Origin of the sequence: Mangrovimonas sp. ST2L15, from assembly GCF_001280515.1 — a bacterium.
Taxonomy (GTDB): Bacteria; Bacteroidota; Bacteroidia; order Flavobacteriales; family Flavobacteriaceae; genus Mangrovimonas; species Mangrovimonas futianensis.
Genome location: NZ_LBIQ01000018.1, coordinates 75,117 through 89,856, shown reverse-complemented (window position 1 = coordinate 89,856; position 14,740 = coordinate 75,117). Strand labels below are relative to the sequence as shown.

Below are 14,740 nucleotides of genomic sequence, written 5' to 3'. Positions count from 1 at the left end.
AAGATACACTATATAATTAACAGACTTTAAGATAGCTCCCTTGTTTTAAAATAAAAATCATAAAAAATGTTAAGAAGGCGTCTAACATCTAATTCTGTGCGTAAATGCAATAGAACATTTAACCAATATCAAAATATTATGAAGAAAATTTCAATTTTACTATTAACCGGTGTTTTTATGTTTTCCTGTGTTTCTAAAAAGAAATACGTAGCTCTTCAAGAGGAAAACGGACAAATTAAAAGCGAACTAGCCAAAACTCGTGTTGAAAAAGAAGATTTGGAAGCTAAATTTGATGAAATTCAAGCGAGAATAGATACTTACAACAGTAAAATCAGCTCTCTTACAGAAGAAAATGACTCCAAAATTGTCACAGTTGGTGATGACCTTGTCATTTCTAATGATGTAAGAGAAAAAATGAATGAAACATTAAAAAATGTAGATCCTGAGGCACTTGCTGGAGCCAAAACTTTAAAGGATTCAATGAATTTAGCTGTTTCTTACAATTTGAAAAAGTCGATGAATACCACAGAAATTGATGAAGATGAAGATATCGCCATCAATATTGATGAAACAGTAGTTATGATTTCTATCTCTGATAAAATGTTGTTCAATACTGCTAGTTACAGAGTAAGCAACAAAGCAGATGGTATCTTAAAAAAGTTGGCTGATGTAATCAATTCTGAGCCAAGTATTGAAGTTATGGTAGAAGGTCATACAGACTCTAGAAGTATTAGTACAGCTAAGGTATCAGATAACTGGGACTTAAGTGTATTAAGAGCTACTTCAGTAGTGAGAAAATTACAAGATGATTATGGTGTAGCACCAGAAAAAATGATTGCTTCTGGTAGAAGTTTTTATCAACCAATTGCAGAAAACGATTCTGCTGAGAACAGATCAAAAAATAGAAGAACAAATATTATTATCCTACCTAATATCAATAAGTTCTTCGCTTTAATGGGCGCTGAAACAAAGGAATTAGCGGCATCTGAAAAATAATATCATTGAACTTAATCCTTATGGATACACTTGTATCCTATTAAAGGTTGCCTCCCTCGGCAACCTTTTTTTATAGAATAAATATATGTTATTTGGTAAATACTGTGTAAAAGCAAAAAGGGTTTTGTTTCTAGGGCTTACAATTAAGCAAAAGCGGCATGATTAAAAATGATCAAAGGAACTTTGGCATGATGGCTAATGGACTTGCTCTGGCTTTTATGTAACAACTTATCAAAGAAACCATGTTGTTTGGCTATGACACACATCATGTCCAATTGACGACTTTCGCTAAAAATGCGGGTTCCAACTTCAACGGAAACATCTGTGATGCAATAGAAGTCGATAGGAATAGGTTTTAATTCAGCTTCTAAAATCATTTTATTTGCTCGCATTTCTGAAGATAATTCTTTAGAATTGTTCATAACATGAACAACTGAAATTTTAGATTTAAAATTGGAAGCCAGCTCAATCAATAAATCCAATCCATGGTGATATTCACTTATACTATAATCAGAAGCGAAACCTATGTCACTTAAGGATTTTAAAACCACATTTTTTGGAACTGCGATTATGGGACATTTTAATTTACCAATAAGATTGGCAGTATTACTTCCTATGGTAACTTCTTTTAAGCCAGAAGCTCCTTTTGTTCCCACCACAACCGCATCAATTTTCATATTGCTCACAGTACTTTGTACTGCTCCTAAAAAGTAATCATTTATAATAATGGTTTTAAATTGATGGTCTTTGTTTGTATTTAATTCCAAAGCTTTTTTGAGCGTTTCCTGTAATCCATTTTTTGCTTCTTCCTTTATAGAATCCATTATGATGGAATTGGCACGTTTGGAAGTCACGGCTGTTGATGGCGCCGATACATGGGGTTCATAGGAATGCATTAAAAAGAAAGTGACCCTTTGTTTTTTGAACAAATTCATGGCATATTGAATGGCTTCCCAAGAATTCTCTGAAAAATCTGTAGGTAAAAGAATGTGTTTCATGTGTATCCCTAAATTTTAATCTAAAGATAGGGTTTATTTACAAAATCAGGAGTGACTTTTGTCATTTGTCTTTTATAAGACTCCCAAACTACATACCCGTAATCAATTCTAAACCTTTAATTTCAGCTAGCTAGCAGCAGGTCGGCCATGAATTTCTTCAAATACTTCATCAAAATTTACTCTCAGGAAAGTACGCAGTTTTTTACGGTAGTCATCCTTTAGCCATTCTACAAAGTTAAAAGTGCTTTTACTAATACATTTGGTGTATTGGTGGATTCTGTAATCAATATCATCCCCTAGTTTTTTAGCTAGATCTAATGCATCATATAAATCTTCACTATTTTCAATACAGATTTTGGCATGATGTTCTATCGAACGCTCTAATACTTTTTTGGAGGATTCGCCACTTCTTACAGCACTGGTATAGGCTTCTCTAATGTTGAAATAAACATTATTTGAATTGCCGAATTCAGCACGTAAATCTTCTGGCATTTCATATCTAAAGTTGTTTTCAATATCCTCATCACTTAAAATATTATCTAAATAGAAGTTTGGCGATTTAAATATGCGTTGCCAATCCAACTCTGCACCCCACGGACCAAAACGATGGAAGTTATTACCAAGGTCAATTACCGAAAATTTAGTTTTATTTTTCAGAATACGTGATCCACGACCAATCATTTGATAATAAAGAGTCAAGGATTTGGTTGCTCTATTTAAAATGATATTATCTACAGTAGGTTCATCAAATCCTGTAGTTAAGATACTAACAGAAGTTAGAATCGCATCTGGAGTATCTCTAAACCATTTAAGAATGCGCTTTCTTTCTTTTTTGGTATTAGTATTGTCTAAATGAGCGACTGGATACCCAGCTCTTCTAAAGGTGTCGTAGACATGCAACGAGGTATTAATACCATTATTGAAGATTAAGGTTTTTTTGCCTTTACAACGCTCTTCATAGGCCTGCATCAATTTTGACAACATATCGTTGTTGGTATACAAGTCTTCTGAAGACTTAACCGTATAGTCCCCATTGGCACCAACTACTAAAGATGTTAGTCCAACATTGTATGAAAAAATCTCGGCACGTGCTAAGAACTCATTTTTGATTAACGACTCAATGCTCTCCCCTACAATTAGCTCATCGTAATTATCCTTCATAGGTAATTTGATGTTACTACTTAATGGGGTTGCAGTCACACCAAGGATAAAGCATTTTTCAAAAAACTTGAATAATTTGGTGAAAGAGTTATAATGGGCTTCATCAATGATGACTAACCCTATATCTGATATATCTAGTTTGCCATCATGCAGTCTATTGTTCAGGGTTTCAACCATAGCCACAAAACAACTATATTGAGATTGATCATCTAAATTAGCTTTACTACTAACCACTTTATTGACCACCCCAAACTCTTGCAACATATTGGAAGTTTGTTTACAAAGCTCAATACGATGCGTCATGACTAAAACTTTCTTTTTATGATGTTTTAAGTATTGACGTACAATTTCAGAGAATATAACCGTTTTTCCACCTCCGGTTGGCAATTGGTAAAGCAAATGGTAATCTTCAGGAGCTTCTTCAAAACATTTAAAAATTTTATTAATGGCTCCTCTTTGGTAACTATATAAGTCCTTACCTACTCTTCTATCTTCTAATTCTTGTGTATCTATCTTAATATTGGTCATAAAAAAAGCTAATGTGCAAAAATAACGTGTTTCTAAGGTTATACAAGGTATTGGCCCTAAAATATTAGCTTATTTTTTTAACAGTTTACAGTTGATAAACGCTTAAAAAAATCCTTTTAAATTTGCGTATTGTTTTCTAAATTATATGGTTTGCAACATTACTATAAGATATATAAGCCTTACGGATACTTAAGTCAATTTATTAATAATCAGACTAAAAGGCGAAATAAGAAGCTATTAGGGAGCTTGGGAGCGTTTCCTGAAAACCTGATGGCTATTGGTAGACTGGATGAAAAATCTGAGGGTCTATTACTTTTAACAACCGATGGAAAATATAGTGAATTTATAAGAAGTAGTGCCATAGAAAAGGAATACCACGTGATGGTAGATGGTCTAATTACCTCAGAAGCCATAGAAAATTTGAAACAAGGAGTTCCCATTACAGTTGGTAAGGAATCTTATCAAACAAAATCTTGCCAAGTAGATTTTTTAAAAGACATTAGTCATATTCCAGAACGATTTGTTAGGGATGACAAACATGGACCAACCTCTTGGATTTCAATAACCATTACAGAAGGTAAATTTAGACAAGTTAGAAAAATGACAGCTGCCGTAGGATTTCCTACATTACGTTTAGTTAGATATCGAATTGGAGAATATACTTTTGAAGGATTACTACCTGGTCAAGTTGAAGAGCTAGGTGTGAAATCCTATTAAAAAGGCTCTCTAATAATAAAAATGCTAGCTTTGACTCCTGTTGCTAAATTCCAGCTACTTGATGCAATAATATTGCCTTCTTCATCCATAACTACCAACTCGGCAGTATTAGGACCTGCTTCACCCATATTAAGAGCGATAAAGTCAATTTGATTGACGCCATCTTCCAAATTATAGATAAAACCTGAGAAAGAAGTAGTTAAAGTAACATCATATTTAACAACTTCACCATTTATTACAACCCTCACTCTATCGCCGTCAGGATCAGCATGGTCGCGATAAACTACATTGACACTTTTGGCTTTGGTTCGGAATTCACCTAAAAATTGATCTGTTTTGGAACCACCACGCTCCACACGCGAAAAGAAACGTTCTTCATCATACTGCTGCCTTACATTTTTTAAATGTTGGTCAACCTTTCCTTTATATAGCTCTCCAGGATCTCCAAACTTCTCACCTCCCAACATGGAAAACTCCTTTTTGGTGTTAAAGTCAGCATTTGTATTCTGCTCAGGAACAGATAATCCATTAATACCAACTTTGGAATTTAAAAGACCTTTATTCTCAATGGGTTTATTTTCAATAACCTTATTTTCTTGCCCATTGGCATTTTCTTCAGCAGGAATAACCGTAGCATTAGTTTCCGATCCATCTATTTGAGAATATATGGAAATGGACACAAGGCTGAATAAAAGTAGAAAGAGGTGTTTCATTGTTTATTGTTATCCCAACGGAAAGTTCAAAAATCGTACCTATAATATAACCAAACAACTTTTTAATGAAATTTTATGTATTTATTGCCTATATAAGGATTGTAAACTTACGTAATAAAATGTTAAAATTTGTTAAATCACTACTTTGTAATGCACAGTACTGTAACAAATCTTTTTTTTCCTCGTCTATCTAATAAACAATCAATCAAAAAATAATTATCATGAGAACTTTAGACAACAATCAGATTTCAAACACATTAGGTATTACTAAAAGTTTTAATTGGAACAGCAAAAGACGTTACAGATAAACTGTAAGAACTTAGACAATCATTCATCAATCAAAAAAACATAGTCATGAGAACTTTAGACAACAATCAAATTTCGAACACATTAGGTAACACAAAAAGTTACAATTGGAACAGTAAAAGACGTTACAGATAAACTGTAAGAACTTAGACAATCAATCATCAATCAAAAAACATCATCATGAGAACTTTAGACAATAATCAAATTTCAAATTCTTTTAGTGACAGAAAAGGTTACAATTGGAATTGTAAAAGACGCTACAGATAGTTGGCATACCAACTGCTGAAAAAAAATCAATCAAAAACAACATCAATCATCAATCAAAAAAATAAGTATCATGAAAGCTATTATTAAAACATCAAGAGATTCCTTTTTTAGAATGAAGGAGCTATCTAAAGACAAGTGGAGAAACTACCACAAGTGGGATAGTGATCATGAAACTTTATGGACAGGAATTAATAGGTTAGCACATTAATTTGAATTAGTTAGTTTGTATAAAAGTCGGCAATTGCCGACTTTTTTCATTTATGGTATTGTTCTTGTATTTCGATTTTAAATCTTAAAAAACTACATTATGAGACGTACAAGAAAATCTACAGAAGTAAATGCAGGGTCCATGGCAGACATTGCCTTTTTATTACTCATCTTTTTTCTGGTGACTACTACCATGAGTAATGACGCAGGTATTAGCAGAAAATTACCCAGAGATTGTCCCCCCGGAGTGAATTGTTCATCTGATATAAATGAGCGAAATATCTTGAGAATCTCAATTAACAGCCAAAATCAATTAATGGTCAATGACGAATTGGTTTCCATTTCTGAAATAAAAAACAAAATCAAGCTCTTTGTAGATAACAATGGTGATGGGAGTTGTAATTATTGCCAAGGTATTCAATCTGTTTCATCTTCAGACAATCCCAATAAAGCTGTGATTTCATTAAAAAATGACCGAGAAACATCATATCAATTTTACGTGGCAGTACAGGATGAATTAACCAAAGCCTATTTAGAGCTCAGGGAGAATTTTGTACGTAATATTTTGAAGAAATCACCAGAAATATTAAGTAATCAGGATATCGCGTTAGCTAAAGAAGCCTATCCTTTCGTAGTTTCTGAAGCTGAAATATCTAAATAATCCTTTTAATTTAAGATGGCTACAGAATCCTTAACCCATGGATATGAAATATTAACCTTACGCCTCCCCCATTTCAAAGCCGCTTTCACATCGGTGCCCATATAAATATCTATTTGGTTCCGTTTTCTGTAGTGCATTTTATCCTTTACCAAATAAATACCCTCCAAGCCTTCAATTTGTACTGGAGTGTTGTGATTAAGACCAAATTTTAATAAATCTCTAGAAACAGCAATGTATTTTTTTCCGGGGATTAAGCTATCACCAAAAGCAGTTATATGTGGATTGGGTGAAGTTTGATACTCTAAAGAATTATAGGCAGTTGCCGTAACACAGAACTTAATAAATTCTTTCTCCTCCTTTTTATTAGAAGGGTTACATGCAAAAAGAAAAAAACATCCTAAAAGGACATAAAGGGAAAATCGCATGGACTAATATAAAAAAAAGAGCGCTTATGGCGCTCTTTTTAAAATTCATTAATCAATCAAATTAAGAAATTTCAATTTTTTTAGCGGGTTTGCGTTTGGCCTCTTCGCGTTTCGCAATTTGAACTTTAAGAAGTCCATCCACATATTCTGCATTGATTTTTTCAGCATCTGCAGAATCTGGTAAAGTGAAAGATCTTTTAAAAGAAGAATAACCAAATTCACGTCTGGTATAGTTTTCTTCTTCTTCATTTTTTTCTGTTTTAGTTTCAGCGGAAATGGTTAATAATTCGTTGTCCACATTCACTTCAAAATCAGATTTATTGAATCCAGGTACTGCCATTTCTACCACATAGGCATCTTTATTTTCCTTAATGTTTACAGAAGGTAAAGTCATGCCTGTGTTGAAATTGGCTAAGAAATCTGATCCAAAGTCTCTGTTGAAAATGTCATCAATCCAAGAAGATAAACTTGGTAAGGTTCCTTGCTCTCTCTGAGAGGTTCTTAAACCGTTTCTTTTTGTTGGAATCAAATTACTCATAATGATTTTATTTGTGTTATACATAATGTTTAAAGATTAAATTCAAATAACACCACACAAAAAAAATACCAATACCAAAATGTCAGTTTTTCGACTATATTTTAAGACAATTTTTCAGTTTAAAGCTTTGATTAGTATGTCATAACGTCAATATTTCAGAAGTTCCAATAGCTCAATTTCAAATCTGGATTTTGGTAAATACTGTTCTTCAAGCTGTCCTATAAAAGGAATCGGTGTTTCCATACTTGCTACTCTTTTTACCGGGGCATCCAAATATTCAAAACATTGTTCCATTATCATAGCAGAAAGATCTGAAGCAATACCTCCAAATAAAGAATCTTCTTGTAAAATGATAGCTTTTCCAGTTTTTTTGACAGATGTTAATATGGTTTCCGAATCTAAGGGTTGTAAGGTTCTTAAATCAATTAAGTCGGCCTGAATGTTTGGGTGTTTTTCTAATACAGAAATAGCCCAATGCACGCCAGCTCCATAAGATATAATAGTAATTTCTTGACCTTCTTGTAACAGGGCCGCTTTTCCAAATGGCAATGTATAATAATCCGTTGGGACATCTTGTCTTACGGTTCTATATAATGCTTTATGTTCAAAGAATAGCACAGGATTTGGGTCATTAATAGCTGTTGCTAAAAGCCCTTTGGCATCATAGGGAAAAGCAGGATAAACCACTTTTAAACCTGGCGTTTTTGTAAACCATGCTTCGTTTGTTTGGGAATGAAAAGGGCCTGCTGCCACTCCTGCTCCACAGGGCATTCGGACGACCACGTCCGCCTTTTGGTTCCAGCGGTAATGCACCTTAGCAAGATAATTTACAATCGGGTTAAAACCAGAACTCACAAAATCTGCAAATTGCATTTCCACCACAGATTTGATATTGGCAATAGATAGGCCCATTCCTACCTCAATTATGGAGGATTCACAAATAGGGGTGTTTCTTACACGATCTTTCCCAAAAGCCTCTACAAATCCTTCAGTAATTTTAAAGACGCCACCATAATCAGCAATATCTTGCCCCATTACGACCAGATCCGTATGTTTTTCCATAGACTGTTTCAAGCCAGTTGAAATGGCATCTATGAATCGTAATTCCTCCGTTTTTTCTTTATGGTCTACATGTTCGTATTCAAATGGATGATAAACGTCCCTTAGTTCGGTTTCCATGTCGGGTACAATAGCATCTTCAGTAAAAGCCATGTCTAGGGCTGTATCTATTTCGGCTTTTATTTTAGACCTAAAGACGTCATCATCAGTTTCCATAAGTATGCCCTGTTCTATTAAAAATGACTTGAAATTATTTAGCGGATCTTTTTGTTCCCAAAAATCCATCAAATCTTGAGGCACATATTTGGTTCCACTTGCCTCCTCATGACCACGCATTCTAAAGGTTTTGAATTCAATCAAAATGGGTCTTGGGTTTTGACGCATACTTTCTGTTATTTCAGAAATTTTTTGGTACACTTCAACGATGTTATTCCCATCAATAATATGGGATTCCATACCATAACCCAGTCCTCTATCTGCCAAATTTTCGCAAAAATACTGCTCTAAAGTTGGGGTTGATAAACCATAACCGTTATTTTCTATACAAAATAACACGGGCAATTGCCACACAGAAGCCACATTCAAGGCTTCATGAAAATCTCCTTCACTTGTTCCTCCCTCTCCTGTAAAAACTGCTGTTACTTCTTGACGGTTTTTTAGCTTGCTAGCTAAAGCAATACCATCGGCAACACCCAATTGTGGTCCTAAATGGGAAATCATACCAATCAGTTTGTATTCTTGAGTTCCAAAATGAAATGAACGATCCCTGCCCTTGGTGAAGCCACTCATTTTTCCTTGCCATTGACAAAAAAGCCTAAATAAAGGAACGTTTCTAGTCGTAAAAATCCCTAAATTTCGGTGCATAGGAAGAATATATTCCTCATCTTTCATTGCCATAGTTACCCCTACAGATATGGCTTCTTGCCCTATTCCAGAGAACCATTTTGAAATTTTACCTTGACGAAGTAAAACCAACATCTTTTCCTCTATTAATCGAGGTTTCAACATGTTTTTGTAAAGATGTAATAAGGTGGTTTGGTCTATTTGATCAGTTTGATACTGCATATTTGATAAGGAAGACGGGTTTGAAATCATAAAAATTCATTTCTCAAATATATATAAAATGAGTCTTTAAAATATGACCCTTGGAGCCAAAATAGAATTCCATTCTTACTAATGTTTTCGTACATTTGTAAGAGACAGACTTAAATTTTTCAATATGAATAACATACCTAGTGTAAATCTTAAGGATTTTACATCTGGCGACCCTGAGCGAAAACAAAAATTTGTTGATGAAATTGGTAAAGCTTATGAAGAAATAGGTTTTGTGGCCTTGAAAGGGCATTTTCTCGATGACGATTTGGTTGATGATTTATATAAACAAATCAAATCCTTTTTTGACCTCCCGGTTGAAACTAAACAGAAGTATGAAATTCCAGGAATTGGAGGTCAAAGAGGCTACGTCTCTTTTGGAAAAGAAAGTGCGAAGGGTAAAAAAGAAGGCGATTTAAAGGAGTTTTGGCACTTTGGTCAATATGTAGAAGACAATCCGGAATTAGAGAAGGAATATCCAAAAAACGTTTTGGTTGAAGAGCTTCCGGAGTTTAATGAAGTGGGTAAAAGAACCTATAAAAAGTTGGAGGAAACGGCTAAATATGTGCTTCGGGCTTTAGCTTTACATTTAGGTTTAGAAGAAACCTATTTTGATGATTTCATTAAAAACGGAAATTCTATTTTAAGACCTATTCATTACCCTCCTATTAAAGAAGAACCTAAAGAGGCTGTTCGCGCTGCGGCACATGGTGATATCAATTTAATCACTTTGTTAATGGGTGCTCAAGGGAAAGGGCTTCAGGTACAAAACCATAAAGGTGAATGGATAGACGCCATCGCACAACCAGATGAGTTGATGATCAATGTAGGAGATATGCTTTCAAGACACACCAACAACAAGTTGAAATCAACCATTCATAGAGTGGTAAACCCTCCTAAAGAACTTTGGGGAACATCACGTTATTCCATACCGTTCTTCATGCACCCTATTAGCAGTATGAAATTGGACGTTTTGGATAATTGTGTAGATGATCAAAACCCAAAACGTTTTGAGGATATCACAGCTGGAGAATTTCTAACTGAACGTTTGATTGAGTTAGGTCTTATTAAGAAATAAAAACATATGGATTTACAAGATCAATTAAAGAATTTGTTTCCAGACCATGTGCCCGAAAATCAAGAGGATTCCGTAGATCAAGAATCTGATATTTGGATGCAAGATGACCCCATAATCTGCAAATATGAAAAACGTAAAGGAAAACCTATTACCATTCTTGAGGGCTATACAGGAGCTACCGAAGATTTTAAAAAGCTAGCTAAAGAATTGAAGACGGCCTTGAGTGTGGGTGGTAGTTTTAAGGATGATAAAATTATTATTCAAGGAGACTACCGCGATAAAATTATGGTGATTTTAAAAGATAAAGGTTTTAATGTAAAAAGAGTTGGGGGATAACAATGGAAACACTACATATCACTAATGGTTCAGTTTTAACTCAAAAATTATTGGAATTAGAGGTACAAGGAGATTACTTAACATGGGATGAAATGCTATGTGAAGGTCCTACGACTGAAAAAATTGATTCTAAGGAGTTTTTGGAGTTGAGGAGTGATTTCTTTAACAAGTTTTACAATTTGGAATTGGATAAGGATAAGTTCCATGAAGACATCAATAAATTATCGCATACTGAAAACTATTCAGAAATTGTATTGTGGTTTGAATACGACCTATTCTGCCACATAAATATGCTAGCAGCCATCAATGTGATAAGGCAAAAGAAGATAAAATTACCCCTTTATTTGGTATGTAGTGGACGTATTGAAGGTGAGGACAATTTGAAAGGTTTGGGAGAATTGAATGCCAGTCAGCTTTTAAAACACTACAAGAATAAGGTCAAATTGACTGAAAATGATATGGAAGTGGCTTCTACCCTATGGAAAACCTATTGCGGTAAGGATCACAATTTATTCAAACCTTATATCATAAAAAACGACACAAATTTTCAATACTTAACCAATTGTCTTAAAGCACATCTGCAAAGATTTCCTGAGTCAAAAAGCGGTTTGAGTATTATCGAAGAGAATATTTTAGTGATCATTAGAGACAATGAAGTGAAATCAAGACATCATTTGTTGGGTTATATTCTAAATTATCAAGGTTATTATGGTTATGGAGATTTACAATTTCATCGGATTATAGAAAATTTGAAGATATTTTTTGATGAAACAGAAACAAGAATAAAACTAAATAGAAAAGGACATGTTGCTTTACTTCGACAGACCAATTTTTCTTCTGAAGTTAACAATAATATAGATTACGGAGGTGTCAATAGATTGGATTTTCAATTTAGCACCAAAGAAAATAAACTTATAAAAACTCCTATAAATGCCTATTAAAGAGTCTGAACTCATTCTCAATCCAGACGGAAGCATTTACCATATCAATTTAAAACCAGAGCAATTAGCTGATACGGTAATAGTAGTTGGCGATCCAAACCGTGTGGAGCGGGTAGCGCAACATTTTGACAACATCGAATTTAAGGTCAATAAAAGAGAGTTTTATTCTCAAACAGGTACGTTTAAAGGAAAGCGAATTACCGTTATTTCTACTGGAATAGGAACTGATAATATTGATATCGTTATAAATGAATTGGACGCATTAGCCAATATTGATTTTAAAACGAGGACCGTAAAAGAGGAAGTAAAGTCCTTGGATATCATTCGTATTGGTACTTCTGGATCGCTTCAAGAGCATATTCCGGTAGATAGTTTTGTTATCAGTGAATTTGGATTGGGTTTTGATAGTTTGATGTATTTTTATCAGTCTGAAAATATCTTGTTTCCGGAAATTTCTCAGCATTTGATGACTCATCTAAATTGGGATAAAAACAAATCGAAACCTTACATTGTGGAATGTCATAGGGAATTGTTCACTAGATTGTCTTCAAATAAAACCTTTGATGGTTTTACGGCAACTAATGTTGGCTTCTATGGTCCACAAGGAAGGGTTCTGCGGTTACCATTGCAAGATGCTTCCTTCAATGATAAATTAGCAACCTTTGACTATAATGGTTTAGTAATAACCAATATGGAAATGGAAACGGCAGCTATTTATGGAATGGCACGTCTTTTAGGTCATAGGGCTGTATCTTTAAATGCTATTATCGCTAATCGAGCCACCGGAGAATTTACAGAAAACCCAAGGCAAGTAATTAACAATTTAATTGAATATACCCTTAATCAAATAGTGAATGAAGACAATTAATATAGGTGGTGTGCCAGAGCATTTCAATTTAGCTTGGTACCTCACTCTTAAAAATGGTGAATATAAAAGTAACGGTATTAATCTAAGGTGGAAAGATTACTACGGAGGTACGGGTGATATGTGTCAAGCCCTGAGAAATAAAGATGTGGACCTAGCTGTTATTTTGACTGAGGGTATAATCAAAGATATCGTAGAGGGAAATCCCAGTAGTATCATTCAGACTTTTGTAGAAACGCCATTGTTATGGGGAATTCATGTGGCAAGTCATTCAAGGTTCCATCAAGTAGATGAATTGAAAGGCACTAAAGCTGCAATAAGTAGATATGGTTCAGGATCGCATTTGATGGCCTATATCAATGCAGAAAACAATCAATGGGATATTCAAAACGATTTACAGTTTGAAGTTATTGATAATCTGAATGGTGCTATTGAGGGTTTGACAAATGAGACGGCCGATTATTTTATGTGGGAGAAGTTTACAACAAAGCCTATAGTAGACCAAGGTGTTTTTAGAAGAATAGGACAATGCCCTACTCCTTGGCCTTGTTTTGTTATTGCTGTTAGAAATGAATTCTTGGAAGAAAATAAATCGGATGTACAAACTATTTTAAATATCATAAACAATACCACTTCAGAATTTAAAGATATTCCCAGTATTGATAGAATGATAGCAAACCGATATGAACAAAAAATTGAGGATGTTAGAGAATGGCTAGCCCTAACCGAGTGGTCTCAAAGTGTTATTGATAAAAAAACTGTTGAAAATGTGCAAAGAAAACTTAAGGCACTAAACATCATAGAAGACACCTTGGAATATGATAAGATTGTAACTAATATTTGATAATTCTATACAATTTAAAGGAATAACGGACAATGTTTTAATGATTAATCAATTGTACGTCTAAAAAATTTAGTTTTTTTCAATGAATCTATTATATTTGTAAACATTATTTTATTTAAATAACAGGGATTTTGATCACGATAGTTTTGATTTTAACGGGATTAGTTGCTTTTAACTTTCTACTTCTCATAGTTAGCTGTAATAAAACCACAAAAAAAGAAATTGTTTCTGCTGAAGCACCAGATCAATCTACTGTATTACTATCCAAACCTAAAATTACCAATCCAAAGGCGCAAAGCCAGCTTGCTCCAACAGGGAGTTAGTTTTACTGAAATGTTTATTTCCAAACCAATAGCCTCTATTGGCACTTAAAGGAGATGGATGACCAGAGGTTAGAATATGGTGTTTTTTGGAATCAATTAGTTTCGCTTTATTCTTAGCAAATCCACCCCATAGTAAAAAAACAACGTCTTTTTTGTGATTGCTGATTGTTTGGATTACAGCATCGGTAAATGTCTCCCAACCTTTCTTTTGATGGCTTCCAGCTTGATGAGCTCGCACCGTTAAAGTAGCATTCAACAATAAAACACCTTGATTAGCCCATTTGGTTAAATTTCCACTCTGAGGATAAGGCACTTCTAAATCGGATTCAATTTCTTTAAAAATATTAATTAGCGATGGTGGGTGAACAATTCCTTCATTTACAGAAAAACAAAGTCCGTGGGCTTGATTTGGACCATGATAAGGATCTTGACCAATAATTACCACTTTTACTTGATCAAACGGACATAATTCAAAAGCATTAAATATTTGATTTCCTGGAGGGAAACAAGTATTATGGGCATATTCGTCTTTTACAAAACGCACCAAATCCTTAAAATAAGGTTTGTCGAATTCTTCATTTAAATAGGCGTTCCAGCTGGATTCAATTTGAACTGTCATTTTTAAGTCCTCTTATTTTAGGAAACTAAATTAATACTATCTTTAAACTTATTAAAAACTCCAACC

The 14,740-nt window shown here is 34.1% G+C and carries 16 protein-coding genes; 9 read left to right on the top strand and 7 right to left on the bottom strand.

Annotation, left to right across the window (positions count from 1 at the left end; translation table 11 throughout):
* Positions 1 to 138: 138 nt before the first annotated feature.
* On the top strand, positions 139 to 996 hold the full coding sequence (locus ZA07_RS01425; RefSeq protein WP_053969949.1) for an OmpA family protein: 858 nt from the start codon (positions 139 to 141) through the stop codon (positions 994 to 996).
* A 143-nt stretch (positions 997 to 1,139) separates the two neighbouring features.
* On the opposite strand, the gene ZA07_RS01420 is transcribed toward ZA07_RS01425, so the two are convergent.
* Complete coding sequence (locus ZA07_RS01420; RefSeq protein WP_053969948.1) at positions 1,140 to 1,994, bottom strand: universal stress protein; 855 nt, start codon at positions 1,992 to 1,994, stop codon at positions 1,140 to 1,142.
* A gap of 126 nt (positions 1,995 to 2,120) precedes the next feature.
* Positions 2,121 to 3,683, bottom strand: coding sequence for a DEAD/DEAH box helicase (locus ZA07_RS01415; protein WP_053969947.1), 1,563 nt, complete (start codon positions 3,681 to 3,683; stop codon positions 2,121 to 2,123).
* Positions 3,684 to 3,833: 150 nt separating this feature from the next.
* Between ZA07_RS01415 and ZA07_RS01410 the strand changes: the two genes are divergently transcribed.
* Positions 3,834 to 4,400 (top strand): pseudouridine synthase, encoded by a 567-nt coding sequence (locus tag ZA07_RS01410; protein ID WP_053970008.1) that lies wholly within the window; start codon positions 3,834 to 3,836, stop codon positions 4,398 to 4,400.
* On the opposite strand, the gene ZA07_RS01405 is transcribed toward ZA07_RS01410, so the two are convergent.
* Positions 4,397 to 5,113 (bottom strand): hypothetical protein, encoded by a 717-nt coding sequence (locus tag ZA07_RS01405; RefSeq protein WP_053969946.1) that lies wholly within the window; start codon positions 5,111 to 5,113, stop codon positions 4,397 to 4,399. The genes ZA07_RS01410 and ZA07_RS01405 overlap by 4 nt on opposite strands.
* A gap of 643 nt (positions 5,114 to 5,756) precedes the next feature.
* Here ZA07_RS01405 and ZA07_RS15970 point away from each other — a divergent pair.
* Complete coding sequence (locus ZA07_RS15970) at positions 5,757 to 5,894, top strand: hypothetical protein (RefSeq protein WP_157492018.1); 138 nt, start codon at positions 5,757 to 5,759, stop codon at positions 5,892 to 5,894.
* A gap of 99 nt (positions 5,895 to 5,993) precedes the next feature.
* The gene (locus tag ZA07_RS01400) at positions 5,994 to 6,554 is read left to right on the top strand and encodes a biopolymer transporter ExbD (RefSeq protein WP_053969945.1); all 561 of its coding nucleotides are present in this window, start codon (positions 5,994 to 5,996) and stop codon (positions 6,552 to 6,554) included.
* 5 nt (positions 6,555 to 6,559) lie between these two features.
* On the opposite strand, the gene ZA07_RS01395 is transcribed toward ZA07_RS01400, so the two are convergent.
* The 3 genes from ZA07_RS01395 to ZA07_RS01385 form a co-directional block, all read right to left on the bottom strand.
* Positions 6,560 to 6,979 carry a 3D domain-containing protein gene (locus ZA07_RS01395; RefSeq protein WP_053969944.1) on the bottom strand — a complete coding sequence of 140 codons (420 nt, stop codon included), beginning with the start codon at positions 6,977 to 6,979 and terminating at the stop codon, positions 6,560 to 6,562.
* Positions 6,980 to 7,040: 61 nt separating this feature from the next.
* A complete protein-coding gene (locus ZA07_RS01390; RefSeq protein ID WP_231628610.1) occupies positions 7,041 to 7,541 on the bottom strand; it encodes an Hsp20/alpha crystallin family protein in 501 nt (166 codons plus the stop codon).
* A gap of 123 nt (positions 7,542 to 7,664) precedes the next feature.
* On the bottom strand, positions 7,665 to 9,641 hold the full coding sequence (locus tag ZA07_RS01385) for a thiamine pyrophosphate-dependent enzyme (protein ID WP_053969943.1): 1,977 nt from the start codon (positions 9,639 to 9,641) through the stop codon (positions 7,665 to 7,667).
* A gap of 154 nt (positions 9,642 to 9,795) precedes the next feature.
* Between ZA07_RS01385 and ZA07_RS01380 the strand changes: the two genes are divergently transcribed.
* Genes ZA07_RS01380 through ZA07_RS01360 form a run of 5 tightly spaced genes read left to right on the top strand, consistent with a single transcriptional unit; the run spans position 9,796 to position 13,732 of the window.
* Positions 9,796 to 10,746, top strand: coding sequence for an isopenicillin N synthase family oxygenase (locus ZA07_RS01380; RefSeq protein WP_053969942.1), 951 nt, complete (start codon positions 9,796 to 9,798; stop codon positions 10,744 to 10,746).
* A 6-nt stretch (positions 10,747 to 10,752) separates the two neighbouring features.
* Complete coding sequence (locus tag ZA07_RS01375; protein WP_053969941.1) at positions 10,753 to 11,082, top strand: translation initiation factor; 330 nt, start codon at positions 10,753 to 10,755, stop codon at positions 11,080 to 11,082.
* A 2-nt stretch (positions 11,083 to 11,084) separates the two neighbouring features.
* The gene (locus ZA07_RS01370; RefSeq protein ID WP_053969940.1) at positions 11,085 to 12,023 is read left to right on the top strand and encodes a hypothetical protein; all 939 of its coding nucleotides are present in this window, start codon (positions 11,085 to 11,087) and stop codon (positions 12,021 to 12,023) included.
* Entirely contained in the window at positions 12,013 to 12,891 is an 879-nt protein-coding gene (locus tag ZA07_RS01365; protein ID WP_053969939.1) for a nucleoside phosphorylase, read from the top strand. The genes ZA07_RS01370 and ZA07_RS01365 overlap by 11 nt, the downstream gene beginning before the upstream one ends.
* Positions 12,878 to 13,732: a substrate-binding domain-containing protein gene (locus tag ZA07_RS01360; protein ID WP_053969938.1), complete on the top strand. Its 855-nt coding sequence runs from the start codon at positions 12,878 to 12,880 to the stop codon at positions 13,730 to 13,732. The genes ZA07_RS01365 and ZA07_RS01360 overlap by 14 nt, the downstream gene beginning before the upstream one ends.
* A 276-nt stretch (positions 13,733 to 14,008) precedes the next feature.
* Here the strand turns inward: ZA07_RS01360 and ung are convergent, their stop codons facing one another.
* Complete coding sequence (gene ung, locus ZA07_RS01355; RefSeq protein ID WP_053969937.1) at positions 14,009 to 14,674, bottom strand: uracil-DNA glycosylase; 666 nt, start codon at positions 14,672 to 14,674, stop codon at positions 14,009 to 14,011.
* Positions 14,675 to 14,740 lie beyond the last annotated feature (66 nt).

Coding starts and splice junctions, on each gene's coding strand:
- ZA07_RS01425 (WP_053969949.1), top strand. CDS start 139: ATGAAGAAAATTTCAATTTTACTATTAACCGGTGTTTTTATGTTTTCC.
- ZA07_RS01420 (WP_053969948.1), bottom strand. CDS start 1,994: ATGAAACACATTCTTTTACCTACAGATTTTTCAGAGAATTCTTGGGAA.
- ZA07_RS01415 (WP_053969947.1), bottom strand. CDS start 3,683: ATGACCAATATTAAGATAGATACACAAGAATTAGAAGATAGAAGAGTA.
- ZA07_RS01405 (WP_053969946.1), bottom strand. CDS start 5,113: ATGAAACACCTCTTTCTACTTTTATTCAGCCTTGTGTCCATTTCCATA.
- ZA07_RS15970 (WP_157492018.1), top strand. CDS start 5,757: ATGAAAGCTATTATTAAAACATCAAGAGATTCCTTTTTTAGAATGAAG.
- ZA07_RS01400 (WP_053969945.1), top strand. CDS start 5,994: ATGAGACGTACAAGAAAATCTACAGAAGTAAATGCAGGGTCCATGGCA.
- ZA07_RS01395 (WP_053969944.1), bottom strand. CDS start 6,979: ATGCGATTTTCCCTTTATGTCCTTTTAGGATGTTTTTTTCTTTTTGCA.
- ZA07_RS01390 (WP_231628610.1), bottom strand. CDS start 7,541: ATGTATAACACAAATAAAATCATTATGAGTAATTTGATTCCAACAAAA.
- ZA07_RS01385 (WP_053969943.1), bottom strand. CDS start 9,641: ATGCAGTATCAAACTGATCAAATAGACCAAACCACCTTATTACATCTT.
- ZA07_RS01380 (WP_053969942.1), top strand. CDS start 9,796: ATGAATAACATACCTAGTGTAAATCTTAAGGATTTTACATCTGGCGAC.
- ZA07_RS01375 (WP_053969941.1), top strand. CDS start 10,753: ATGGATTTACAAGATCAATTAAAGAATTTGTTTCCAGACCATGTGCCC.
- ZA07_RS01370 (WP_053969940.1), top strand. CDS start 11,085: ATGGAAACACTACATATCACTAATGGTTCAGTTTTAACTCAAAAATTA.
- ZA07_RS01365 (WP_053969939.1), top strand. CDS start 12,013: ATGCCTATTAAAGAGTCTGAACTCATTCTCAATCCAGACGGAAGCATT.
- ZA07_RS01360 (WP_053969938.1), top strand. CDS start 12,878: ATGAAGACAATTAATATAGGTGGTGTGCCAGAGCATTTCAATTTAGCT.
- ung (WP_053969937.1), bottom strand. CDS start 14,674: ATGACAGTTCAAATTGAATCCAGCTGGAACGCCTATTTAAATGAAGAA.